The organism is Pseudarthrobacter linnaei, from assembly GCF_055412825.1.
This window is the reverse complement of sequence record NZ_JBVAYX010000015.1, coordinates 15,798-39,925: the sequence shown is the minus strand read 5'-3', so window position 1 is coordinate 39,925 and position 24,128 is coordinate 15,798. Positions and strand designations below refer to the sequence as shown.

At 65.5% G+C, this 24,128-nt stretch carries 18 protein-coding genes; 8 read left to right on the top strand and 10 right to left on the bottom strand.

The annotated features are described in order from the left end of the window. Positions 1–24: 24 nt before the first annotated feature. Positions 25–1,479 carry an ethanolamine permease gene (eat, locus tag ACZYZ3_RS13530; protein ID WP_463964332.1) on the bottom strand — a complete coding sequence of 485 codons (1,455 nt, stop codon included), beginning with the start codon at positions 1,477–1,479 and terminating at the stop codon, positions 25–27. A gap of 230 nt (positions 1,480–1,709) precedes the next feature. On the opposite strand from eat, the gene ACZYZ3_RS13525 reads away from it, so the two are divergent. Next, positions 1,710–2,429, top strand: a complete 720-nt coding sequence (locus ACZYZ3_RS13525; protein ID WP_463964331.1) for a FadR/GntR family transcriptional regulator — start codon at positions 1,710–1,712, stop codon at positions 2,427–2,429. A 66-nt stretch (positions 2,430–2,495) separates the two neighbouring features. Here the strand turns inward: ACZYZ3_RS13525 and ACZYZ3_RS13520 are convergent, their stop codons facing one another. Beyond that, positions 2,496–4,274, bottom strand: coding sequence for a sensor domain-containing diguanylate cyclase (locus ACZYZ3_RS13520; RefSeq protein WP_463964330.1), 1,779 nt, complete (start codon positions 4,272–4,274; stop codon positions 2,496–2,498). Between the two features lie 161 nt (positions 4,275–4,435). Here ACZYZ3_RS13520 and ACZYZ3_RS13515 point away from each other — a divergent pair, with 161 nt between their 5' ends. Continuing rightward, positions 4,436–4,561, top strand: coding sequence for a hypothetical protein (locus ACZYZ3_RS13515; RefSeq protein ID WP_463964379.1), 126 nt, complete (start codon positions 4,436–4,438; stop codon positions 4,559–4,561). A 180-nt stretch (positions 4,562–4,741) separates the two neighbouring features. On the opposite strand, the gene ACZYZ3_RS13510 is transcribed toward ACZYZ3_RS13515, so the two are convergent. Then, the gene (locus tag ACZYZ3_RS13510; protein WP_013599688.1) at positions 4,742–4,945 is read right to left on the bottom strand and encodes a cold-shock protein; all 204 of its coding nucleotides are present in this window, start codon (positions 4,943–4,945) and stop codon (positions 4,742–4,744) included. Positions 4,946–5,103: 158 nt separating this feature from the next. On the opposite strand from ACZYZ3_RS13510, the gene ACZYZ3_RS13505 reads away from it, so the two are divergent. After that, entirely contained in the window at positions 5,104–5,862 is a 759-nt protein-coding gene (locus ACZYZ3_RS13505; protein WP_463964329.1) for a glycosyltransferase family 2 protein, read from the top strand. 366 nt (positions 5,863–6,228) lie between these two features. Here the strand turns inward: ACZYZ3_RS13505 and ACZYZ3_RS13500 are convergent, their stop codons facing one another. The 6 genes from ACZYZ3_RS13500 to ACZYZ3_RS13475 form a co-directional block, all read right to left on the bottom strand. Beyond that, positions 6,229–7,167, bottom strand: a complete 939-nt coding sequence (locus ACZYZ3_RS13500; RefSeq protein WP_463964328.1) for an alpha/beta fold hydrolase — start codon at positions 7,165–7,167, stop codon at positions 6,229–6,231. A gap of 60 nt (positions 7,168–7,227) precedes the next feature. Further along, positions 7,228–8,373 carry an alpha/beta hydrolase gene (locus ACZYZ3_RS13495; protein WP_463964327.1) on the bottom strand — a complete coding sequence of 382 codons (1,146 nt, stop codon included), beginning with the start codon at positions 8,371–8,373 and terminating at the stop codon, positions 7,228–7,230. A 115-nt stretch (positions 8,374–8,488) separates the two neighbouring features. Next, entirely contained in the window at positions 8,489–11,233 is a 2,745-nt protein-coding gene (locus tag ACZYZ3_RS13490) for a PEP/pyruvate-binding domain-containing protein (protein WP_463964326.1), read from the bottom strand. 9 nt (positions 11,234–11,242) lie between these two features. Further along, complete coding sequence (locus tag ACZYZ3_RS13485) at positions 11,243–11,560, bottom strand: NIPSNAP family protein (protein ID WP_463964325.1); 318 nt, start codon at positions 11,558–11,560, stop codon at positions 11,243–11,245. Between the two features lie 98 nt (positions 11,561–11,658). After that, entirely contained in the window at positions 11,659–12,714 is a 1,056-nt protein-coding gene (locus ACZYZ3_RS13480) for a zinc-dependent alcohol dehydrogenase family protein (protein WP_463964324.1), read from the bottom strand. A gap of 38 nt (positions 12,715–12,752) precedes the next feature. Beyond that, positions 12,753–13,094, bottom strand: a complete 342-nt coding sequence (locus ACZYZ3_RS13475) for an iron chaperone (protein WP_463964323.1) — start codon at positions 13,092–13,094, stop codon at positions 12,753–12,755. A gap of 221 nt (positions 13,095–13,315) precedes the next feature. Here ACZYZ3_RS13475 and ACZYZ3_RS13470 point away from each other — a divergent pair, with 221 nt between their 5' ends. The 5 genes from ACZYZ3_RS13470 to ACZYZ3_RS13450 all read left to right on the top strand — a co-directional run bounded on the left by ACZYZ3_RS13470 (position 13,316) and on the right by ACZYZ3_RS13450 (position 21,274). Continuing rightward, positions 13,316–15,244: a hydantoinase/oxoprolinase family protein gene (locus ACZYZ3_RS13470; protein ID WP_463964322.1), complete on the top strand. Its 1,929-nt coding sequence runs from the start codon at positions 13,316–13,318 to the stop codon at positions 15,242–15,244. A 49-nt stretch (positions 15,245–15,293) separates the two neighbouring features. After that, positions 15,294–15,734: an acetone carboxylase subunit gamma gene (locus ACZYZ3_RS13465; RefSeq protein WP_463964321.1), complete on the top strand. Its 441-nt coding sequence runs from the start codon at positions 15,294–15,296 to the stop codon at positions 15,732–15,734. A 27-nt stretch (positions 15,735–15,761) separates the two neighbouring features. After that, positions 15,762–17,888 (top strand): hydantoinase/oxoprolinase family protein, encoded by a 2,127-nt coding sequence (locus tag ACZYZ3_RS13460; protein WP_463964320.1) that lies wholly within the window; start codon positions 15,762–15,764, stop codon positions 17,886–17,888. Positions 17,889–17,952: 64 nt separating this feature from the next. After that, entirely contained in the window at positions 17,953–20,331 is a 2,379-nt protein-coding gene (locus tag ACZYZ3_RS13455) for a hydantoinase B/oxoprolinase family protein (protein WP_463964319.1), read from the top strand. Positions 20,332–20,452: 121 nt separating this feature from the next. Continuing rightward, positions 20,453–21,274: a hypothetical protein gene (locus ACZYZ3_RS13450; RefSeq protein ID WP_463964318.1), complete on the top strand. Its 822-nt coding sequence runs from the start codon at positions 20,453–20,455 to the stop codon at positions 21,272–21,274. A 12-nt stretch (positions 21,275–21,286) separates the two neighbouring features. On the opposite strand, the gene ACZYZ3_RS13445 is transcribed toward ACZYZ3_RS13450, so the two are convergent. Further along, entirely contained in the window at positions 21,287–24,094 is a 2,808-nt protein-coding gene (locus ACZYZ3_RS13445) for a winged helix-turn-helix domain-containing protein (RefSeq protein WP_463964317.1), read from the bottom strand. Positions 24,095–24,128: the final 34 nt, after the last annotated feature.

The window sequence follows — 24,128 nt, the reverse complement described above, 5'->3', positions numbered from 1 at the left end:
TGGGTGGAGAGTGGTCGGGAATAGCTACTGCTTCAGTTCGGCCTCGGCCAGCGCGAGCCGGGCGAATTCCTCATCCGGGGAACCGGTGACGATGCGGTGGCGGCTGTAGAACCAGTAGTAGGCGATCGCGGCGGCGAAGATGGCCGCCGTGATGGAGGCTGCGTAGACGTCCACCACGAAGGTGGCGACGACCGCGACGGCGGACAGGACGAGGGCCACGGATGTGGTGGCGATGCCTCCCGGCGTACGATAGCCCCGCTCCAGCTCCGGTTCCTTAACCCGGAGCACGATGTGGGACAGGTTCAGCAGTACATAGGACACCGTCGCTCCGAAAACGGCGATGTTGATCAGCAAGGCGCCGTCCTGTGTGATGGCCGCGAGCAGGAACCCGATGGTGCCGGGAACGATCAGGGCCCAGTACGGCGTGCGGCGGGTCCCGGTGAGCGAAAGCCATTTGGGCAGGTACCCCGCGCGGGACAGAGCGAACAGCTGCCGTGAGTAGGCATAGATGATCGAGAAGAAGCTCGCCACGAGCCCGGCCAATCCCGCGTAGTTGACGAAATCGGCAAGGATTGTGTTTCCGCCGTAGGCAAGCCGGAGTGCCTCCGGCAGCGGGTTGTCAGAGACGCTCATGGCCTGGGAACCGGCAGCGCCGGGAACGAGTACCAGCATCAGGGCCCCGAAGATGACCAGGGTGATGACGGCGACGATAATGCCCCGGGGCATGTCCCGCTTCGGGTCCGCCGATTCTTCCGCGGCCAGCGGCACACCTTCAACGGCGAGGAAGAACCAGATGCCGTAGACGAGGGCGGCAAGGATTCCACCGACGCCCATGGGCAGGAAAGGACTGGAACCGACAGATCCGTCCGGCACGATGTCGAACAACTTGGCCGGGTCGAATCTCGGCAGGAGTCCGACTACGGCGGCAATCAGGGCAACCACGGCAACCGCGGTGATTGCGAACATGATCCTGAGCGCTTCACCGACCCCACGCAGGTGGATCCCGATGAAGATGATGTAGGTGACCAGGTAAACCGGCCAGGAATTGGTGAGGCCGAAAAGCCCCAGCGCCTCAATGTAGCCTCCAATGAAGGTGGCGATCGCGGCTGGCGCCACGGCGTATTCGATCAGTACTGCGACGCCGGTTGCGAATCCGCCAAGCGGGCCCAGGGCTCTTCGGGCGAAGGCATAACCGGCTCCGGCTGTGGGCAAAGTGGACGAAAGTTCGGCGAGGCCGAAGACCATGCAGGTGTACATGACACCCATCAGGACGAAGGCAATGAGCAGACCGCCCCACCCGCCCTGGGCGAGACCGAGGTTCCATCCGGCGAAGTCGCCGGAAATGACATAGGCGACGCCCAGCCCCGCGAGGAGGATCCACCCGGCAGCGCCGCGCTTAAGCCTGCGGTGCTGAAGGTAATCCGATTCACTGCCGCCGCCCGCGTCCTGCACGCCGGCGACGTGATCTACTGATTTCATGAGGTTCCCTTGATAATAGGAGGGTCGCCCAGATTTTCTAAAGGACTGTTATCAGTCCAAGGGCACGTTTTCCAGTGTGGTGGCATAGGTCACATTCGTCAAGGGTTTCCTCTAAATCGTGCGAATCCCCGCTCGTTGCCCGGTTTCATTGGTCTGCAGAACGAACTTCTATTGACGTCTAAATATATGATCGAAGAACGTATAGAGTCGCGGACCGAGCGGAGCTGATCTTGACCGACTTCTCGTTGCAGCAGCCGTACTCAATGCTGCGCCCGGTGCGCGGGGGAAACGCTTTCGAAGAAACCATCGAGCATATTCTGCAGACCATCAAACTCGGAATCTTTGCGCCGGCCGATAAGTTGCCTCCGGAACGCGAGCTGGCTGAGCACCTGGGTGTGTCTCGGGCGACCCTCCGGGAAGCACTGGGGGAGTTGCAGTCTGCGGGATACCTGGTGGTTCGACGCGGCCGGTACGGCGGGACCTACGTCTCCGAAAACCACGTGCGGACAGACAACCGGGGGGTCCGCCCTCTGGACCGCGCCGAGGTCCACGACGTACTACTGTTCCGTGGCGTCATCGAACCGGCGGCAAGCTCCCTGGCGGCCGGATCGGACCTGTCCGCCGCCGCCCGGGGTCACCTGCGTAACTGCCTAACCGATGTGTCCGTCGCCAGCGAGGCCAACTACCGGCCGAGGGATGCCCGGTTCCATATCGCGATCGCCGAGCTGACGGGTTCGCCGAGCCTCGTGGGAGCGGTGGCTGAAACGCGGTCCAGGATCAACGATTTGCTCGACAGGATCCCTTTCCTGAGCACGAACCTGGAGCACTCCAACGAGCAGCACGCGCAAATCGCGGACGCGATCCTTCGTGGCGACTCCGCGGCGGCTGAGCGGGCCACGGTTGAGCACCTGGAAGGAACAGCTTCCTTGCTGCGCGGATTCCTGTCCTGACGCCCCCGGCGGGATGCGGGTGCTAGGCCTTGGCCGTCGGATGGCCACCGGCAGGCCGGGTCTGGGTCAGGCGCTAGGATCCGCGGGTTCGGCTGCCGCAGCCTCATAACGCATGCTGCGGTTTCGGCCGGCATGTTTGGAGGCGTAAAGGGCGTGGTCCGCGCAGGCCAGCAAGGCATGCGTTCCGGCCTCTTGGAGCTCGCAGACGCCGGCGGACACGGTAATGCTACCGACGCCGTTAAAGGGCCGACAGGCTACCGCCAGCCGGGCGCGCTCAGCTGCCTGCAGGGCCTCTCCGCCACTGCTGCCGGGCAGTAACCAGACGAACTCCTCGCCACCGAAACGGGCGAGAACCTCGCCCTGCCGGGCAACGTCCTGGAGCCGCGCCGCGACCTCCGCCAGCACCTTGTCCCCCGTCAGGTGGCCAAATGAATCATTGACCATCTTGAAATGGTCGATGTCGAGAACAATGGCGCTCAGCTTGGTGCCCCGGGCGGCGGCGAGCTCGGTTTCGCGGGCAAGCCTTTCTTCGAGGAACCGGCGATTGGGCAGGCCGCTGAGGACGTCGGTGCTGGCCTGCAGCTCAAGACTCGTGCGGGCCTCGGCGTTGCCGATGGCAATTTCCACGAGTTCGGCAAACTGGGCGAGCTCATCGAGGACGGCCGCGGTGAGGTTGGTCTCCGCCTTCGAGGTGAGGGCCACGGCACCCCAAAGCGACCCGGACACCCGGATCGGTGCGGCTGCCGAGGACCGGAATCCGGCTTTTAGCATTTGTTCCGCCGCTAGTCCGCCGCCCGGGACGTAAAGCGCCAGGGCAGGCTTTCCGGTCATTGCCACTCGCACGGTCGCCGGGGCGTCCGTTGGCTTATAGGTGTGACGGCGGCTCAGGGTCGACGGGAGCGCTGGCGCCATCGCCACGATTTCGGCAGCCAGGGGGCCGGTGAAGCGGGTGACCGCAGCCGAATCCACGTCAAAGATTGAGCGCACGACGGCGGCGACCTGCTCGGCGATGTCGTCCGGCGGCGCGTTGCGAGCGATTGCCGAAGAAATCTCGTGCAGTCCTGCCCATGTCTTTTCCTGCCTTCGGCGTTCTGTCACGTCGACAGCCACCACCATTCCGGCGGTCTCACCGTCAGACGCAACCGGCCCGGCCGTCAGCCGGTACGTGCGGTCATCTACCCGGCGACTCCACGAGACTTCCTTACCCGCCAATGCCGCGCGGTAGCGGGGCTCCAGCTCGTCCGCCAGCCCGTCTCGCAGGGCATCGTGGATCAGCCGGCCCTCCATCTCATCCCTGCGGTACCCGAACCTCTCCAGTTCCCGCCCCTCCGCGATCAGGTAGCGTAGGTCCGAGTCAAATAGGAGGACGAACACTCCTGGGATGCTGCGGGCAAGGGCTCGGTAGCGGGCCATGTCGCGTTGCTGGCGCTGCTCGGAGAGGACCCGCTCCGTGATGTCGGTGACCAGCACAAAAAACCCCAGGACATCGGTGCCCCTCAGGTCAGGTACGTAGGAGGCTTGGGTATACCGGGTCTTGCCGCTGGTATCCACAAGGGTCCGGTCAAAGACCTGCGGCTTTCCCTCCAGCACCTTTTCGATGTACCCGCGGTTTGCCGCGAACAGTTCCTCGCCCAGCAACTCGCGGATATGCAGGCCGTGCATCTGGCTTGGGTCGACGCTGAACCATTCGCCGTAGGCGTCGTTAGCGAGGCGGTTGCGCAGATCTTTGTCCCAGTACCCCACCATCGCCGGGATGCCGTTGAGTACGGCCCAGATCTGGGCCGGCAGCTGCGACATCGGGTCCGTGTCGGCAGTCCCCCCGGTGGTGGCGCTGTGCGAATTCATTATCCAAGTATCCACGCATGAAACAGTGCAGGAGTAAACGCGGCCCGTCGTCGGGGCAGTCAGCGTTGGCGAAGCGCGGCGTCCCTGGAACGTTGGGCTCCGGTGAGCCTGGTTGGGGGCAGACCCGGACTAGCCTTCCCCACCTGTGGATCTCAAGCCCAGTGCCCACGCAGACTGGTCGGCGGGCCTCAACCCTCACCCCCGTGCTCGTCGTCATCGCGTTACTAAGCGCCTGTCCCGGCTACCGGGACGTGGCTGGCGAGAAGTACCGGGGCGAGGGCCGGTGACCCGCGAAGTGCTGCGGGAGGCGGAACCGGACGTGACGAGGCGGCCGTGGGTCCACGGCGGCTGACAGGACGGCACCCCCAACAGCGACAGACGCCCCGTCCGAGGAATCCTCGGGCGGGGCGTCTGTGGTCTTGGGGAAAGCATGGCGGCCGGCTGGCCGGTGCTGCTATCCGGAGTATTTAGAGCGGGCGGATGTTCTCGGCCTGCGGGCCCTTCGGACCCTGGGTGACGTCGAACTCGACCTTCTGGTTCTCGTCCAGCGAGCGGTAGCCGCTGCTGGCGATTGCCGAGTAGTGGGCGAAAACGTCGGCTGACCCGTCATCCGGGGCAATGAAGCCAAAACCCTTTTCGGCGTTGAACCATTTAACTGTGCCTGTAGCCATGCCATATCCTTCTGAAATGCTGCTGATCTCCGGCGGCCCGGGGGCCAACGGCTGCGGAGACATTCGTCCGCTGTTGCCCAACCTACGGGGCCGGGGGCCGTGGTGCAAGGGTCCAAGGGGGGCATTTCGTCCCGTTCCCGGACTATAGTCGGGGCAATATGACAACAATCTCGGTGGTTATCCCGACCCGGAACGACGCTGACATGCTCGCCGTCTGCCTCGCGGCACTCGCGCGGCAGATCCGGCCGGCTGATGAAATCGTCGTTATTGACAACGCCAGCACGGACAACACCGCGGAGGTCTGCGCCGCCGCCGGGGCCCGGCGGATCGCCGTCGAACTGCCGGGTATCGCAGCCTCCACCGCGTACGGATTCGACGAGGCGCGCTGCGAGCTGTTGGCCCGGCTGGACACGGACTCGGTCCCGCCCGCGGACTGGCTTGAACGGGTCGAAGCCATCCTGGAAAAGGCTGGCCCGCTGTCCGCCGTGTCCGGTCCCGGCGACTTCTACGGCGAAACCCGGTTCGCCCGGTGGGTGGGTACGAGCGTCTACATTCCCGCGTATTTCTGGGCCGCGGAAAAGCTGCTGGGCCATCCTCCGCTGTTTGGCTCGAACTTCGCCCTGCGCTCGGACGTCTGGGACCGGATCCGGAACTCCGTCCATCGGGGCCTTCCGGCGGTGCACGATGATCTGGACATTTCCTACCAGATCCCGCCCGAAGTGACCGTGATCGCCGACCCCACCCTGCGCGTGCAAGTCTCCGCGCGGCCGCTGGCGAGTTGGCACTCCGTCGGGCGCCGGCTGTCCATGGCGTGGACCACTTTCGGCATCGAGTTCAGGCAGGAGGGCCCGTGCCGGCGGCGCCGCCGCCGTCGTCAATCGGAACGCGACCACCCGCGCAACGGCGTGTCGCCATGACTGGCTACCCCAACCTGAGCAAAGCCGGGGGCCGCCGCCCGCCGGGATAAGGCCACGGCGGCACCGCCGGGGCGATGGAACCGGGCAGCCCTTCGAGATCTGATGACACCCTAGCCCCCAGCCGGACCTGCCCAGACTCCAAAGGAACCGGCCCCGCCGCCTCCACGATCGTCGTCTTTGCCACAGCGTTTGCAGCGCTTATATAGGGTGCCATCGTCGGCGTGTTCAATATGCCAATCGTGCTGGATGTTCAGCTTGCACAGCCAGGCCTTGAGCATGATCTTCTCCGATCGAATCGAGCCGACGGAGGTCGGTAGTCTCATCATCGCCCTCGTGCCGCCGCCGCAGAAGACCTAAATCCGATTCCTAGGCGGATCCGTAGAGTGCGATCAGGTCCCGGCTCATCTGGTGCGGCGAGGTCTCACTGGGACTGTGCCCGCCCCGGTACACCGCGATGCGTGCGCCGATGGACTGCGCGAAGCGGCGGTGCAGCGCCAGCGGCCAGAGGTCGTGTTCCCCGACGGCGACGAACTTCGGCGCCGCCGCCGCCGCCAGTACGCCCCTCAGGTCCGGCGCGTGCTGCATCAGTCCGACGATGTCGCGCACCGAACTCCGGCGGGTGAAACGGAACCGTTGGTTCACAAACCGAATCCGGTTGGGCGGGACACGCACGACGTTGACGCGGATGCCCCAGATCATGAGCGCGGCCCCGATCCTAGGGCTGACCCAGCTGCTGAACCGTCCGATGCGCTGGACGCCGCGGAAGCTCTGGCCGGGCTCGGGCGGGCAGCTGAGCAGGGTGAGGCTGCGGAATTTTTCCGGCCGCCGGGCGAAAGCCACCTGGGCGAGAATCGCGGCGAAGGAATACCCGACGACGTGAGCGGCCGCGTCGTCGGCGTCGAGTATGGCGAGCAGGTCGTCGGTGAAAAGTTCATAGTCGTAGTGCGCGCGGGGCGGCACAAGGTTTTCCGGGCCCGCCGCGGCGGATTCGTACTGGCCGGCAATGTCGCAGCTCAGGACGAAATATCCGGCGGCGGCGAGCTCGGGCAACATCAGGACAAAATCTTCCTTGGATCCAGTGGCCCCGGGGATCAGGAGCACCCGGGGGTTGCCCGGCGTCCCCATGGAGAGGGTGGCGAGGGGACCGCTGGGGGCCTCGAAGACGCCCCGGACCGCACCCTCGGGCAGGGCGGTCCAGTCCACGTCGCCCAGGGCGGCGTCCCGGCGGGCGGCCTCGTCCACCAGGGCCGATCCAAATCCCTCAGGATCGCGGTCGCCCTGTGCGTTGCTGTCGGCAGACACCATGGACTAAACATAGCCCGGAGCGGCGGCGGCCGGGACCCGGCCGGGCCGGAACAGCAGCCCTTAGGCGACTTTGCGCACGAAGGCGTGCAGCCGGCGGTACACTTCCTGCGATTCCGGGTAGCGGAAGTCCTGCTGCCAGGTGTGTTCGGTGTTGGAGTTGTGCCAGCCGTAGACGAGGCTGTCCACGGGGACCGAATGTTCGCGCAGCCGGGCAATGAAGTTCATGTTGGCGGCGTAGAAGAAGTCCCGTTCCGAGGTGGTCACGAAGACCGGAGGGAAGCGCGAATCAAGCCATTCGATGGGGGAGAGGAAGCCTGCGCCCTTGCGGAGGGCCTCCAGCCGGCTGGGACCGGAGCCGGCAAACCTGCTGCCAAGGCCGCCGCGCAGACCCCCGCCGATGCCGCGCTTCGGGCCGCCGGAACGGAGGCCGGGAAGCAGCATGCGGATGAAGTTCAGGTGGAGCACGAAGCCCTTTTCGAAGAAGACCGAGAAGTCCACCACGCTGCAGTGCTGGACCAGCCCCTTGAAATCGGACGCCGGGACGGCGGGGGTGAGGCCGTGGTGCCGCGCCAGTTCCGGCCGGAAACTGGCCGCGGTCAGGAGGGCCGCGATCTGGCCGCCGGCGGAGTCACCGCCGAGCACGATCCGCGATCCGTCCCCGCCGTAGCTGGCAATGTTCTCTCGGACCCAGGCAAGCGCGGCGTTGGCGTCCGCCAGGACGTGGGCCATCTGGAAACGCGGAGCCTTGCGGTAGTTTACGTTGACCACCACCATGCCGCCCTCGGCCTGGCTGGCGCAGTACTTGGTCAGCGAGGCCTTGTCTCCGGACGTCCAGCCGCCGCCGTGGAAGTACACGTAGACGGGCAACGTCCCCGGCGAGCCGGCACCGGCTGCGTTGCCGGCTGCTGCGGTGCTGACGGGCAGTTGGGGGGTGATGACGTCGAGGCGGTGCGCCCGGATGCCGTCGCCCACGAAGTCGATGTCGTGGAAGTAGTCGACGCCGGTGATCGGGTCGACGTTGAAGCGGGAGTTCTCGCTGGCCTTCACCGAGTGCATCAGGACCCGCCACGTCCACACCGGAACCCGCTGCAGGACGTTTCTGGCCTTGCGGGCCAGGGCGAACGATCCTTCGGACGGAAGCGGCCGTTGCCGGGACAGCTGAAAGGACGACTGGTGATGCATTGGCTGGTGGGCCGGGGTGGTCATCCTCTCATTCTATCTGGCACACCTGTGCTATAGCTGTGAGGGCAGCCTGCCCTGGCCAGCAGCACGGTGCGTGCTGCGGCCCGGCAGGCCCGGTTCATGGCACCGCCAGCCTGCGTCACGGCTCCTCGCGGATGGTGCCCGCCGCGCCGTCGACGGTGACGGTCTGGCCGGTCCGCAGCCGGGTGGTGGCGTCCGGGACGCCGACGACGGCCGGGATGCCGTACTCACGGGCCACCACGGCCCCGTGCGAGATGACCCCGCCCATTTCCATGACGAGCGCGCCGGCCGTCAGGAACAGCGGCGTCCAGCCGGGGTCCGTCGAAGGGGCCACCAGGATGTCGCCGGGTTCCAGGTGGGCGCCGACCGGGTCCATGATCACCCTGACCCGTCCGGTGGCGGTGCCGGCGGAGGCAGGTGTCCCGGTCAGGTCCCCGGACGGCGGAGACTTCGCCATCATGGCGGCTTCCACATCGGTGCCGTCGGAGAGTAGCAGCCGCGGGATGCGCCGGCGTCGCAGTTCAACGTCGTACAGCCGGCGGCGGTCCGCGACGATGCCGTGCAGGTCCGCGCCGCGCAGGCCCACGCGGATCTCGTCGAAGTCGAGGAAGAACACGTCCTCGGCGGCGGCGATCGTGCCGGCCGAGGCCATGTCCGCGCCGATCCGCAGCAGCTGCCGGTGCATCTCGCCGAGCACAAGCACGATGTAGAACTTGGGCAGTTCCCGCAGCCCCGCCAGTTGCCGCACACGGCGCAGACAGAGTTGCAGTGCCCGTGCGCGCCAGGGGCCCCGGACTCGCGCCTGGTCCACCAGGCTGCGGATCCGGTCCTCCGCATGCTCGGCGGCCCGGGCAAACTGCCGGTCGGGAGCCTGCTCCGGATCTTCGACGCGGAGGTAGTTGGAGATCACGCCGAGGATGTGGTCGGGCTGCTCGGACCAGCGGGGCATGCCGAGGTCTATCTCCGCCACGGCGCGGTGGCCGTAGCGGGCCAGGAAGCCGCGCACGCCAGCCTGGGCCTGGGGCGGCAGAGTGCCGGCGAGATACTCGGCGGACAGCTCCTCGGGGCGTTTTGCGAGGAATTCCCCGCGCGACACCGGGTCGTCGCCGGTGGAGACGGCGAGCTGCCAGAGCTCCAGGTCCATTTCGGTCGTGATGTTGTGGGGGAGGCCGCGCAGGACAGCTTCCAGCTCCCGGGGCGGGGCGATGCCGCGCAGCAACCGCCGGGCCGCGGCCAGCATGATGTAGCCCACGGACGGGGCCGGCAGCGTGGCCCGGATCAGGCCGTCAATGGTCCGGCCCAGGATCTGCTCGGTGTATACGAGCCGCTGGGCGGAGCTCGCGGGTTCGGCCAGACGGAGCTCGGACTCAAGCCCCCTGCCGTAGTTTTTGGCCCGCCGCAGCTCGGCGGCGGGCCGCAATGCGCAGCGGATCATGGCAGGAATGAGCCCCAGGATGAGGCCGAGGCTGGCCGATTTCTCGGTGCTGCCGGTGCTGCCGGTGCGTCGCGGCGGCGGGGGGACACGGCGTGCGGGCCCGCCCTTGCGCAGGCGTGCCCGGAACGGGTGCTCGACGAGGCTGAACCTGGGGTCCTCAAGCAGGGCCGGCATCACGGCACCGGATCTGCCGTCCGCCAGGGGGAGCACCCGCAGCAGGTAGGCGCGGCCGGACTTGTTGCGGACCACCGCCGTGAGGTCAACGTACATCCGCAGGCCCGGATTGACGTACCGCCAGGGCCCCTTTCTGTTGCGCATCACGCCGAGGACGGCCAGCCCCATCGGCGTGATCGGCCGGGTCAGCCCCTGGAACAGGGTGCCGCACAGGTACACCCTGGTGGGCGCCGCGGCGCCGGCGGCGACGTCTCCGGGCGCTGGCTCGGGCAGCGGATACAGCGTGGTGATCGGACGTGACTGGGTGAGCCAGATCCGGCCGGCCGTGTCGACGGCCCATTCGATATCCTGAGGCGCCCCGAGGAGACGCTGGAGGCGGTCTCCCAGCGCCGTGAGTTCCTGCAGTTGGGGCTCGTCCAGGGCCGGGCCGCGACCGGGGACCGGCCCTCCCGGCGTTCGAAGCCTGACCGCGCCGGAGGCCGTGTCCAGCACGAACTGGTCCGGGTTGACCGCTCCCGAAACCACGGCCTGCCCCGAGCCCGGGCTCGCGTTGATGACCGTCTCCGTCCGGGTCCCGGTGACGGGGTTGGCGGTGAACAGCACTCCGGCCGTGGCGGCGTCGACCATGGCCTGGACGACGACGGCGAGTCCCACGTCGCGGTTGCTGATCCCGTTGGCGGCCCGGTACGCCACCGCCCGGTCGCTCCAGAGGGATGCCCAGCAGCGCCGGACCGCCTCGACCACGGCGTCGGCGCCGACGACGTCGAGGTAGGAGTCCTGCTGGCCGGCGAAACTGGCGAAGGGCAGGTCCTCCGCCGTGGCGGAGGACCTGACGGCCACCGGCAGGGTTCCGCCCATGTCCGCGTAGGCGGTGCGGACGGCGGCATCCACCGCGGGCGGGATCGGCGCTTCCTCGACCAGTGCCCTGGCCCGCCCGGCAACCATGACCGGCGCTGCGGTGCCTGGTGTTCCTGTGCCCCGCGCTGCCTCGGATGCCGCTGTTCCCGCCCCCGATCGCGGCGCATCGAGCTCGGCCGCGAGGGCTGCGAGTCCGGGTGGGTCCGCCAGATCGTAGGCGACAGTGGTGAGGCAGAACCCGCGCGGCACCGGCATGCCGGCTGCCAGGAGTTTGCCGAGGTTCAGGGCCTTGCCTCCCACCAGCTTCAGGGGCGCCGTGCCGGTCCGGTTGAGGTCCAGCACGAGGGGTGCTGCGAGGGAACTGCTGGTCGACGGGTCAGGACGTGCAATATCCATGACCGGCCCTTACGGAAGGTCCGTTGGACTGCCGGTGTCCTCCCACATCACTTCCAGGTTCCGGAACACCGGCGGCCCGTCGCAGAGGGCCGCCATCCGTGCGGCGAAGTCGGAGGTCTCTGGCCGCGCGGAGTTCTCCATGGCCGAGTCGTATGAATCGAATTCGACCAGGGTGAGATAGGTTCCGGGGCGGTCGCGGTCCGCGGCGGCCAGGATCCGGCGGAAGGTGGGCGGAGTGCTTCCCTCGGTCCTGGACGGCCGGCCCAGCGCCTCAATTTCCTCGATGCGGGAAGTCTGGAATTCGATGATCTGCACAAACCTGGCCATGACGGCTCCTCGACGGCGGCGGATGCTGATGCGCCCACGGTAGACCCCGTGCCCTGGCAGAACAAGAGCCAGAACAAGAGCCAGAAGAGGGTGTTCCCTTAGGGGGTGAGCAGGACTTTGATGGCGCGTCGTTCGTCCATGGCGCGGTAAGCCTCCGCGGCCTCCTCGAGCGGCATAACGACATCGAAAACGCGGCCCGGGTTGATCGTGCCGTCGAGGACGTCCGCCAGCAGTTCCGGGATGTAGGTGCGTGCCGGGGCCATGCCGCCGCCGATGGAGATATTCGTGTCGAAGAGGTAGCGCAGCGGGACCTCGCTGCCGCCGGTGGGGACCCCGACAAACCCCAGAGCACCGCCCGGGCGGGTGCAGTGCAGCGCCTGGTCCATGGATTCCTTGGTCCCGACGCACTCAAGCACGGAGTCGGCCAGCACTCCGCCGAGGAGTTCGCGGACCTTGGCGACGCCGTCGGCCCCGCGCTCCGCCACGATGTCGGTGGCCCCGAATTCGCGGGCGATCGCCTGGCGGTCGGCGTGGCGCGACATCGCGATGATCCGTTCCGCCCCGAGCCGCCTGGCGGCCAGCACCCCGCAGAGTCCGACGGCGCCGTCGCCCACCACCACGACGGTCCGGCCCGGCCCGGCTTTCGCGGCGAGGGCCGCGTGGTGGCCGGTGGCCATCACGTCGGACAGGGTCAGCAGGCTTTTCCGGAGGGCGTCATCCGGCTCGGTGACGCCGGGAACCTTGACCAGAGTGGAGTCGGCCAGCGGGACGCGGACCGCCTGGCCCTGGCCGCCGTCGACGCTCAAGCCAGTGTCGTCCTTGCCGCCCCAGCCGGCCAGATGGTCACAGGCCACGGTGACGCCGTTGAGGCACTGGGGGCAGGCCCCGCAGCTGATCACGAACGGTGCGATCACGAGGTCGCCCACGGCCAGGCCGGTGATCCCGGAGCCGATGCTCTCCACGGTGCCGATGAACTCGTGGCCTATCGCGGTGGGCCGGCGAGTGGGCCGCACGCCGCGGTAGGGCCACAGGTCCGACCCGCACACGCAGGACGCGGTGACCTTCACAACGGCGTCGGTGGGCAACTGGACGGTGGGATAGTCACGGTCTTCAACCCGGATGTCACCGGGGCCGTGGATGATCGTGGCGCGCATGGGGGCTCCTCGGATTGCGGTCGCGGTTTGAGTCGAGTCTAGGGGATTTCCCGGAGGCGGAGCCGGACGATTTCCGCCACGATCCCGGGCGGGACGGGGTGGTCTGCCGTGAAACGGATGGTCCCTTTGGACACCGAGAAACCGTCCAGCCGGTGCGCGAGGGCCTGCACCACTTTGGCCGAGAACGGGAAGACCGAGAGATGTTTGGCGCTCGCCGTGACACCGATAAGGGGCTTGCCTCGAACCTTCAGCGCAGGTGTCCCGTAGCTGACGCCATCCACGGCATCGGGGACTGCCGCCCGTGCAACCGCGATGACCACCTGCAGGGCATCGCGGTCCGGCTCGGGCAGGGCGGCCAACGCGTCATCGACGGATCCCATGACCGGATTCTACTCCCGGACGGGTGCGGGGAAGCGATCTCGAGTCCGCTACCCACCCGGGTAGTCGCCCCGGCCCGGAATAGTCCACCCGGTCAGGTGGTTGCGGGCCACTCCGGCTGCTGAGCCACACTGAGACCAGTCCTCAATGTGGCTTGAATCACAGTCGCAAGTGAGGAATGCGCCGCTGGTGTCACCGCGCCTCAACATACAAAGGAGTATCAATGGAACGGCTCATTAACATCGACAACGGTGGGACGCTGACCGATATCTGCGTCTGGGACGGTGAGAATTTTTCGTTCACGAAGACTCTCACGACGCCCTTTGACCTCTCCCAGTGTCTCTTCGACGGCATGGCCAAAGCTTCCAAGGAAATCTTCGGCGAAGAGGATCTTCCCGGGCTTCTGCACTCAACCCGTCACATCCGGTACTCCACCACCCAAGGAACCAATGCTCTCGTGGAGCGCAAGGGTCCCCGTATTGGCATCCTCACAGACAGCCCCACGCTGGCCGGCGAGCTCCGCAATGGCGGGGCAGCAGCTGAGCTGTTTGACGACCTCGTCGGCACGCGAGTGGCCGTCATCCACGCTGAACAGGACGTGGAGAAGGTCGCCCAGGAAATTGTGAAGCACGTCAACCGGCTGACGACCGACGGCGCCGCCCGGCTGGTCATCGCCATGGCCGACCGCAACAAGGAGAAGGCCGTCAAAGGCGTTTTGCTCCGGAAGTTCCCCCGGCACCTGCTGGGCTCGGTACCCATGCTGTTCTCCTGGGAATTCACGCCCGACACTGTCCAGGCCCGCCGGGTATGGTCCGGAATCATCAACTCCTTCCTGCATCCCACCATGGAGCGGTTCCTCTACAGCACCGAGCACCGGCTGCGGGACCACAAGGTCAAGAACCCGCTGCTCATCTACCGCAATGACGGAGCCTCGTCGCGGGTAGCGAAGTCGGTCGCGTTGAAGACCTACTCTTCCGGTCCGCGCGGCGGGCTCGAAGGAACCAAGGCCCTCTCGGAGGCGTATGGACTCGCGCACGTTCTGATGATCGACGTCGGCGGCACCACCACGGACGTCGGCTCGGTCAAGAACTCGACCATCTCGACGGACCGCAGGGGCTCGATCCAGGGTGTCCCGGTTTCATTCGAGATGAGCAACGTCCACTCGAGCGGCGTGGGTGGCAGTTCTATCATTGCCCTTCGCCACGGCGTCATCACTGTCGGCCCCGAGAGCGTCGGAGCTGCACCGGGTCCCGCTTGTTTTGGTTTTGGCGGCAAGCAGGCCACTATCACGGACGTAAATCTGCTGCTCGGCGTGCTCGATCCGGACACCTACCTCGATGGAGGGTTCAGTCTTGATGCCGAACGCTCTCGCGCAGTCATTACCGAAGTCATTGCGCAACCCCTGGGGATCACCCTGAATGACGCCCTGATCCGGATGGAGGCCGCCTACTTCGCACGTATGTCGCAGTCCTTTGCCGCCGACGTCGAAGTTGCGGACGCCACAACAGTTGCTGCGTTCGGAGGTGCCGGACCGATGAGCGCCTGTGGTGCCGCGCGGATCGCCGGCGTCCGCCGTGTCCTGGTGCCGAAGATGGCCGCGGTCTTCTCCGCCTTCGGAATCGGCTTTTCCGACATTGCGCAGACCTACGAGGCGAATGTCGCGGGAATGGACGAGGAAAACTTCGGCGCAACAAAGGCGATGCTGCTGGCCAGGGCAACAAGGGACATGTTCCAGGAGGGCCACGAAATTGACGAATGCCGGCTCGAATGGAGCGTGGTGCTGGAGGACGCCGAAGGGCAACTGGTGTCCGAGCTGCCGTACTCGGCTTCCGACCCGCAGCCCGGCACCAGCGACCACGACACCATGCTGACGCTGACCGCCCGGTTCGAGCTGCCGCACGCATCGATCGGGCGGGCCGAAGCCGTGGCGAAGACGCCCGCCGTCGCCGCCTCCACCCGAAAGGTCCGCTCCGCCGTGGACAAAGTCGACGAGGTTCAGGTATTCGACTTGGACAGCCAGACGGCCGGGGCCTCGGCGGCGGGCCCCGCAATCGTCGAAGGCCCCTACTTTACGGCCCGTGTGCCGCATGGCTGGGTCTTCGACGTAACGGTCTCCGGTGACCTCGTGCTCACAGACACCCTCAAGAAGTGACCCCAAACTACCAGCAAGAAAACAGGTGAGACACGCTATGCGAATTCCAATGACGGAATATCTGATCATCGATCTCGACACGGAACGGTGGAACTGCAGGGTCTGCAACCAGGACCTCGGCGAGGCCAGCGGCAACTACAAGGAGGGGACACTGGTCTACGACCGGGACCCCACCGAAATCCACCAGTCGATCCTGGACCCGGAGAAGTACGAATTCACGTTCGCTCCGGACCCCACATTCTGCAGGATTCTCGAGTTCTACTGCCCGGGTTGCGGAACACAGCTGGAAACGGAGTACGTACCGCCGGGACACCCGCCCACGGTGGACATGCTGTGGGACATCGACTCGCTCCGCGAAACATGGATTAAGCGGGGCACCAGGCCTGAGACCGTCATCAACTACGGACCGGGCGAAGAGGCGGTCGCCGATTTCACGCCGGCTCTCGGCTCATACAACACCCACAACCATTCCCCCCATTCGTTCAGCTAGTACTTGGAATAAAGGAGACCACTGGTCATGAAACGAATCTCCGTCGACATCGGCGGCACATTTACCGACTGCTTTTTTGCCTGGGAAGACCAGTACGTTGAAGCAAAGGCGCTCACAACGCACCACAATCTTGCCCAGGGCTTCAATGAAGCCCTCGACCTCGCCTGCTCACGCGCCGGACTGGACCGGGACCTCGTCCTGAAGGAAGTCGACTCCGTCCGCTATGCCACCACACTCGGTACTAACGCCCTGATCGAAGGCAAAGGCCCACGTGTGGGGGCGCTGGTCACTCACGGCTTCGAGGACACCATCCCGCTCTCCCGCGGCCGCGGCTACGGCGAAGGGCTGGACCCTTCCAAGCAACAGAACATGCCTGACGCCACCCGTCCGGATCCGCTCGTGCCCCGCGCCCTGATCCGGTCCGTGAAGGAGCGAATCAACTCGGCCGGCAAGGTGGTCGTCTCGCTGATGGAAGACGATGTCCGCACCCAGGTGCGTGAACTCGTGGACGCCGGGGCGGAAGCGATCGTGGTCTCCCTGGTCAACTCGACCGAGAACCCGGTCCATGAGCAGCAGATCCTGGAGATCATCCTGGATGAGTACCCGGCCCACGAGCTCGGGGCCATCCCCGTCCTGCTGGGAAGCCAGGTGTCGGGCCGAAAAGGCGAGTACGTCCGGGCGACGTCGACGATCGTGGACGCGTTCCTGCACGAGATCATGTTCCACGCGCTGGGGCAGCTGTCCAACAACCTGCGTACGTCCGGTTACGACAAGCCCATGCTGGTGATCCACAACTCGGGCGGTATGGCGCAGTCCAACTCGACGGACGCCCTGCAGACCATCCATTCCGGCCCCATCGCCGGCGTGGGCGCTGCCCAGCACCTGGCCGACAGCACCGGTTTGGGAAACGTGATTTCGACGGATATGGGCGGCACGTCCTTCGACATCGGCCTGGTCCCGGAAGGCGGAGTCAAGCACTACGACTTCCAGCCGACCATCGGCCGCTGGCTGGTATCGGTACCCATGATCCACCTGCTGACGCTGGGTGCGGGAGGCGGTTCGATCGCCAGTTATGACCGCATCCACCATGCGGTACAGATCGGGCCGGAATCAGCAGGCTCAGATCCAGGCCCCGCCTGCTACGACCGCGGCGGCCTTCGCCCCACAGTCACGGACGCTGACCTGGTCCTGGGATACCTGGATCCGGACAATTACGCCAACGGCTACATCAAACTGAACAAAAAGCGCTCCATCTACGCAATCGATGAGGTTCTCGCTGACGACCTGAACATGGGCACCATCCAGGTCGCCAAGATCATCAAGAATGCGGTCGACGAGCAGATGGCGATCGGAATGGCTAAGGAGCTGCGGGTCCGGGGATACCTACCGGAAGACTTCACCATGCTGGCCTATGGCGGCAACGGACCCCTGCACGCCTGCGGCATCGCCGATCACGCCGGTATCCGCAGGATCCTCGCTCCGCCCTTTTCCTCGGTTTTCTCGGCCTGCGGCGCCGGCAACATGAAACCCCTCCATATCCACGAGCGCGGCTCCCATGTGGTGCTGTACAACCCCACGGACCGCAGCCTTTACCAAAGCTACGACGAGCTGAACAGCGTCATTCAGGAGCTGGAAGCCAAGGGCAAGGAAGACCTCATCCGTCAGGGGTACGACGCCGCAGATATCCGCTACAGCCTCGAAATGGACATGCGCTACGGCAACCAGCTGGTGACCACAGCCGTCGTGTTCGACATTAACCGCGTGAACGGCGTCGCCGACGTGCTGCACCTGATCCGGACGTTCTCGGATATCTATGGCAAGCGCTACGGTTCCGGCAGCCAGGCCCCCGAGGCCGGCATCCGGGCCCAGACCGTGAGGGTGTCGTCCTACGTGGAAGGGGACGTGGTCAAGTTCGATTCAATCGACACAGGACATGACCGGACCATGCCCAGCCCAGTCGGGACCCGGCAGGTCCACTTCGTGAAGATCGATGGAGCGGTGGATACCCCGGTGTACGACGCCGAGGCCCTCCACCACCAACACGTCATCCACGGCCCGGCCATCGTCACCACGGAAAACACGACGTACCTGGTTGAACCCGGATGGCGCCTGGAACCGACATCCCAGGGAGCCGTGTGGTTCCTCAAAGACTGATCCCGTTCCGCACGGATCCACATCCAGACCTTCCAGCTCATCCCATTGAAGGAGCTCGACAGCAATGACGCTTACAGCAAATGAAAACAGCACCACCGGCGAAGCCGGAGATACAGCCGGAGATACAGCCGGAGATACAGCCCGGGACACAGCCGGAGACGCTTCCCAGCCGCTGACTGCCCAGGAGCAGCAGTGGGTGGACCAGTTTATGGACGAAACAACCCTCTTCCTCGGCCCCGACCCGGCTATCATGCGCAGCCACCAGATCACATCCCGCTCCGCCTACGAGGACGAGTGCATCTCCAAGGGCGTGGACCCGATCAAGGTCGACCGCATCCGCAAGCGCCTCGCCGGCGCCCTGGATGAGGGCTACGAAATGTGCGAGGCCATGGGTGCCGCTCCCGGAGCCAAATGGGGGGACCTGACGACGGCGATTTACACCGCCGAAGGGGACGTCACCTACCTGTCCTGCCACGGCGTGATCGCGTTCTCGGCGATCCTGCACCACCCGATCCGCTACATCATGAAGTACTGGAAAGACGAGCCGACAGTGGGGATCAACCCCGGCGATGGCTTCATCCACAATGATGCCCGGTACGGAAACGTCCACAACACGGACCAGTCGATGATCATGCCGATCTTCCGCGAGGGAAAGATCATCGCCTGGGTCGCGGCGACCATTCACGAAGGCGAAAACGGGGCGTGCGAGCCCGGCGGAATGCCCTCAGGCTCCGAAACCCCGTTCGACGACGGGCTCCGGATGTCCCCGTTCAAGATCGTGGAGAAAGGTGACCTGCGCCGGGACCTGCTGACGTTCCTGCAGCATTCGGTTCGCGACCCCAAGCTGCAGCTGGCCGACCTCAAGGTCAAGATCGGGGCCGTCCAGCGCATCCAGGAACGCGTCGACAGCATCATCGACGAAGTGGGAGTGGAGACGTTCGTCGCGGCCCTGCGCGTCACCGTGGAAGACGTGGAGCAGGAAGTCAAGCGCCGCATCAGCGAACTGCCGGACGGAACGGTGTCCTTCAACCAGTTCATGGACTCCACGCTCAAAGAGAACATCCTGATCAAGTTCGCCTGCAAGGTGACTGTCAAGGGTGACAAAATGACTGTGGACCTGAGGGGCACGGGACCAGAGATCCTCAACCGTGCCATCAACTCCCCGCTGTGCTCGGTCAAGTCGATGATGATGCAGGCGATCCTGGCGTTCTGGTGGCCTGACCTGCCCCGCTGCACCTCGGCGATGTCGCCCATCGACATCATCTCGGACGAGCACACGTGGGCCGACGCTGGTTACGATGCGCCGATGGGACAGTCGCTGCAGGCCTCGTTCCGGGGATTCTCTGCCCTGCAGACAGCCTTTGCCAAGATGCAGTTCTCCAACCCGGAAAAGTTTTCCAATGTGCTGGCTCCGTGGTTCAACCAGATCAACACCTTCCTCTGGGGAGGGCTGACCCAGCACGGCGACCAGGTGGGAAACCTGTGTGCTGACCTCAACGGCATGGGCGGCGGTGCCAAAGCATTCCGCGACGGTGAAGACGCCGTCTCACCGTTGTTCTGTGCCATGGCAGACACTGCTGAACAGGAGGTCATGGAAGAAGAAGTTCCCTTCATGCAGCTGGTCAGCAAGCGGATCGTCCGCGACAACCAGGGCTTCGGCAAGAACAGCGGCGGGATGGGCTACGAGATGATCGTTGCTGCCGAGGGAACCCCGATGTGGGGCTTCATGACCGTTACCTCGGGGTCGAAGTTCTCCTCTGTCACGGGAATGTTCGGCGGCTACGGCTGCAGCACCACACCGCTGGCCATGGTCAAGGGCATCAACATCTACGACGTCATCCGCAAGGATTCCAGCAAGTTCGATTTGTCCATGGAGCGGATCATGAACGAGCAGCCCTATGAGGGCGGTAAATACACCACTTCCCATATGGGCCTGCAGTTCGACGTCGCCAAGGACGGCGAGATGTACATGATCGCCCAGGGCTCCGGCGGCGGGTACGGCGACGTCCTGGAACGTGATCCGGAAGCGGTGGCCAAGGATCTGGAACTCGGCCGCATCTCACCGAAGGTTGCCACCAGCATCTACGGCGTCGTCTGGGATCCTGAAACCTTTGTGGTGGACCAGGAGGCAACCACCCAGCTGCGCCGCGACTCCCGGCGGGCCCGGCTCGCCCGCGGCAAGCCGTACAAGGAGTTCCTTGAGGGCTACGTGAAAGCCGAGCCCCCGAAGGACCTGCTCTACTACGGGTCCTGGGGCGACGACACCGAGGAACTCACCGCCACCCACTTCACCAACAACGGACCGGAACGGGTCAAGGCGACCATCGACAAGCTGCCGCTGATAATGCTTCCGGACCGCAGGGAAGTCAAAATCAGCGCCTTGGAGGACCGAATCCGCGAGCTCGAACTGAAGCACGGGGAAATTATCCACCGTAAGTCCTAGCCCGTCAGGGTACGTCCCGAACCGAAACGCCCCATCTCAAGAAGCCTTCAGCGCCGCCTCCTCCCCATCCAGGACGGTGCGGCGCTGAAGGCCGCTAAAGCCAAAGTCTGGAGAAAGCGTCATGACCGCTTCCACTGCCACCACCCTCGCCAACGTTGTTGCCTCCCCTCCGCCGGGGCGGCCCAAGGCCGTGGTGTTCGACCACCACCACTACGCCGCTTCCGTGATTCTTCGCGGCCGGCCCGTCCCCTGGGACAACGCCACTGCTTACGCGGCTTTCTTCGCCCAGGCGCAGGGGCTGCTCCGGCCCGACGTCGCGCTCTTGGACCTGAACCGGCTGTACGGTCACCTAACGGCCGGCAACACCGGGCTCGAGACGGACATGGCGGCCCGATCCCGGACAGGGTTCGCGCTGAGGACATTGCTGGGAAACGATGACCTCAACCGGGCGGTGCTGGACTTCGTTACCGTGTTCGCCAAGACGGCCCGCCAGCCCGTGGTGCTGCGCATCCCGTCGCCGATGGCCTGGCTCACCGGCACGCACCACTTCTCGGGCGCAGCGGACACCGGCGACCTCGACGCCGACACCGCCGAGAATGCCTCCATGTACGTCAGCGACTGGTTGCGGGCTTTCGCCGGGCTGCCCATCGCGGGACTCCTGCTGGACAATCGAACGCCTGCCGGCGCATCCGGCGGCGTGCACGTACCGCTGGAGGCCTACACCCCGATCGCCAATCTGGCCGGCAACTACCGGTGGACGCTGGGGCAGCTCGACGACGACCAGGCTCGTCTACACGGGGAAGCTGCGGTTGGAGCCTACATCCCCGCGCGGTTCTGGCTGGAGCCGGACGTGGAACTCCCTGCCGGGGACTTCTACCTGGGCGAGCTCCCCGGCGCCGCGTCACCGGAGGGCGTGCTGGCCAGGCTCGAAATCCTGGGGTAACCGCCTCCGTGGTCACTTCGGCGGGAGCAGGTGCCGGCGCCGGGCCTCTATGACACAGGCCCGTCGGTCGCTGACGCCGAGCGTGTTGAACAGGCTCTTCAGATACCACTTGACGGTATTGATGCCCAGATGCAGCTCCTGGGCGATTTCGCGGTTGGACCTGTCCTTCTCGACCAGACGCAGGATCGTCTGTTCGCGCTGGGACAGGCCAGGTTCCGGAACAGACATCGGGCCGGTGGCTGGAGGGACCGCATCGGCAGACCACCCGGCATCCCGGCTGGTCCGGGCCTGGGAATCCAGCCGGATGAGGATACTGAGGAACCGCGTCAGCTCGTGGCTGACCTGGCCCGGGGCGGGTTCCCGCCGCAGCCTGGCTGAGATGGCGCGCACCAGCTCCAGGCAGCCTGGGCCGCCGTCGAGCACGGGCCGGACCAGGCCCAGGCGGGAGCATGTGTCGAGGGCGGGCAAGAGCGTCGTTTCGGCTTCCTCACGGTTCCCCGCCTGTTCGAGAGCGGCCGCCAGCAGGATCCGGGTATTAAGTTCCGCCCTCGGCCCCAAATAGGCTGTTGCCCGCGAGAGCAAGCGGCGGGCGCCTTCCACCGTGGCCAGTTGCCCGGGGGAGGCCTGGCCTTCCCGCCCGGCGCCAGCCATGGCGGACCGTAGCTGCGTGGCCAGCCGGATCTGGTGCTTGGTTTCGGCCAGCCCTTCCAGCCGCGGTCCGATGGTGTCCGCCGGTTCCTGGGCCGCAGCCGGGCCCGGGAAGTCCCCACGGGGTTCCACCTTGGCGGGCCGTGGGCTGATTCCCAATTGGACGCGTTCCAGATCCATGACCAGTTTGAGCCGGTCCAGGCCAAGGCTGCCGGCCACCAGATCGCCTTCGTCGAGTATTTCCCGGGCCCGAGGGGTGTCCCCGCGGAGCGCCTTTATTCTTGCCAGCGTGGCGTACGTGGACACCATGAAGTCCACCACCCCGCCTTCGGAACCCAGCTCACGGGTTTCCTCCAGTAACTTCTCGGCCTTATCGAGTTCGCCGCGTTCATAAAGGAGTTGGCCCATCATCGCTCCCGCCAGCCGGGCCGCATGCGAGTATCGTCCGGCCTTGCGCCGGCCGAGTTCCACGGCCGCGGTGAAGTGCTGGTCCACGCGGTCCAGATCGAGCAGGGCGTAGGCGGCAAGACCGGCAAAACAGTGTCCGTACACGCCACTGAAGGGACCCGAAGTCTGGCCGTGGAACTTCGAGGCCCAGCGCTGTTGTTCCAAGGCGAGACTGTAGTCGCCGTCGTGGATCTTCTTGAACGTTGACACGTTCGCTGCCACCGAGACGATCCAGGGCCTGAGCAGGTTGGCCTGGGAGAAGCATTTTTCGTCCAATTCATCGACGTGATTTACTCTGTCGCCGTACATGTCGATGCAGCTCTGAACCACGAGTCCTTCGACGCCCAGTTCAAAACGGTCGTGTTCGGTCAGCGTCGCATCCGCGGGCATCACGGCTTCGGCCATGTTCAGGGCACTCTGCGCCGCTCCGGATTGGTTTAGCAATGTATGGGCCCAGGCTATTGCCGTCTGGAGCCGGGCCTGCCCGGCCGCATGATCGGCGGGGATCTTGCCGACGAGTGCCAGCAGGGTCGACATGTTCGAGTGCTCCACCAGCCACATCGCGCGGAGTTCGACGATTTCCACCGCGAGCTCAACGTCCCCGGCGGCGAGGGCATGGTCCACCGCGTCGCTGGGGAATCCGTTTTCCGAATACCAGCGGGCGGCGATCAGGTTCAGATCCCTGGTCCGACCCGGGTAGTCGCGCTCCAGGCGGCGGCGCAGGTAGTCCTCAAACAGGTGATGATAGCGATACCACGTACCGTCGTCGTCCAGTGGTTGCAGGAAAAGATCCTGTGCCTGGACCTTCTCCAGCATGGCCTGGCCCAGTTCGACCCCGGAGAGCGCGGACGCCAGACCCGCGCAGAGGCGTTCCGGGACCGATGTCATCAGGAGGAAATCGAGTGTTTCGGGGTCCAGGGTGTCGAGGACGTTTTCGGCGAGATACTCACCAATGGACGCGTGTCTGCCGGAGAGCCGTTCTATCAGGTCTGAGGCCTCGCGGTGGTCTCTGAGGGACAGCGAGACCAGTTGAAGCGCAGCGATCCAGCCCTCAGTCGTCCGGTGGAGGCTGGCCACGTCCCCCGCATCCAGATCGAGCCGGTTGATGCCGACAAGGAAGTCCTGGGACTCGTTTTCATCGAAACGCAGGGCGACGGCGTCCACTTCGATCAGCTGGTCCCGCACCATCAGCCGGCCCAGTGGCAGGCCAGACCGGTTGCGGCTGGTAATAATAAAGGACAGATGTGAGCCGCCGGCTTCTAGCAGCCGTTCCACGACCGCCCTGGTTCTGGGCTCCGTGATTAGGTGCCAGTCGTCCAGGGTGATAACTATGTCCTGGCCGCCCTCATCGATCACGTTGATAAGAGCGGGAACCACATAGTGCTCAGCGTCATCGGGCCGCTCCTCCAGCAGCTGCTGCAGTTCCTCGTCAAGTCCGGGACGGGCTTTGCGGATTGCCTGAAGCAGATGTGACAGGAACCAGATGGTGTTGTTGTCATCGCGGTCCAACGACAGCCAGACGGTTACGAGGCCCTGGGCGGCGAGGACCTCCATCCATTGGGCGGCAAGGGTTGACTTGCCAAATCCGGCGGGGGCGTGGATCAACGCGAGCCGCCGTTTCCGGTCCGAGTGGAGCATCTCCGTCAGTCTCGTGCGGTGGACCCACTGGCCGACGGGCTCGGGCGCCCGGAACTTGCTTGATGCGCTGGGTGGCCCTGTGGGCATCAGCCACCTCCTTGTAGTCCGGCGGCCGCCAAGA

What these genes read in the sequence shown, in the direction of transcription:
- ACZYZ3_RS13455 (WP_463964319.1), top strand. Translation starts at nt 17,953, where the DNA reads ATGACGCTTACAGCAAATGAAAACAGCACCACCGGCGAAGCCGGAGAT.
- ACZYZ3_RS13505 (WP_463964329.1), top strand. Translation starts at nt 5,104, where the DNA reads ATGACAACAATCTCGGTGGTTATCCCGACCCGGAACGACGCTGACATG.
- ACZYZ3_RS13460 (WP_463964320.1), top strand. Translation starts at nt 15,762, where the DNA reads ATGAAACGAATCTCCGTCGACATCGGCGGCACATTTACCGACTGCTTT.
- ACZYZ3_RS13470 (WP_463964322.1), top strand. Translation starts at nt 13,316, where the DNA reads ATGGAACGGCTCATTAACATCGACAACGGTGGGACGCTGACCGATATC.
- ACZYZ3_RS13485 (WP_463964325.1), bottom strand. Translation starts at nt 11,560, where the DNA reads ATGGCCAGGTTTGTGCAGATCATCGAATTCCAGACTTCCCGCATCGAG.
- ACZYZ3_RS13480 (WP_463964324.1), bottom strand. Translation starts at nt 12,714, where the DNA reads ATGCGCGCCACGATCATCCACGGCCCCGGTGACATCCGGGTTGAAGAC.
- ACZYZ3_RS13450 (WP_463964318.1), top strand. Translation starts at nt 20,453, where the DNA reads ATGACCGCTTCCACTGCCACCACCCTCGCCAACGTTGTTGCCTCCCCT.
- ACZYZ3_RS13495 (WP_463964327.1), bottom strand. Translation starts at nt 8,373, where the DNA reads ATGACCACCCCGGCCCACCAGCCAATGCATCACCAGTCGTCCTTTCAG.
- ACZYZ3_RS13510 (WP_013599688.1), bottom strand. Translation starts at nt 4,945, where the DNA reads ATGGCTACAGGCACAGTTAAATGGTTCAACGCCGAAAAGGGTTTTGGC.
- eat (WP_463964332.1), bottom strand. Translation starts at nt 1,479, where the DNA reads ATGAAATCAGTAGATCACGTCGCCGGCGTGCAGGACGCGGGCGGCGGC.
- ACZYZ3_RS13500 (WP_463964328.1), bottom strand. Translation starts at nt 7,167, where the DNA reads ATGGTGTCTGCCGACAGCAACGCACAGGGCGACCGCGATCCTGAGGGA.
- ACZYZ3_RS13475 (WP_463964323.1), bottom strand. Translation starts at nt 13,094, where the DNA reads ATGGGATCCGTCGATGACGCGTTGGCCGCCCTGCCCGAGCCGGACCGC.
- ACZYZ3_RS13445 (WP_463964317.1), bottom strand. Translation starts at nt 24,094, where the DNA reads ATGCCCACAGGGCCACCCAGCGCATCAAGCAAGTTCCGGGCGCCCGAG.
- ACZYZ3_RS13490 (WP_463964326.1), bottom strand. Translation starts at nt 11,233, where the DNA reads ATGGATATTGCACGTCCTGACCCGTCGACCAGCAGTTCCCTCGCAGCA.
- ACZYZ3_RS13520 (WP_463964330.1), bottom strand. Translation starts at nt 4,274, where the DNA reads ATGAATTCGCACAGCGCCACCACCGGGGGGACTGCCGACACGGACCCG.
- ACZYZ3_RS13465 (WP_463964321.1), top strand. Translation starts at nt 15,294, where the DNA reads ATGACGGAATATCTGATCATCGATCTCGACACGGAACGGTGGAACTGC.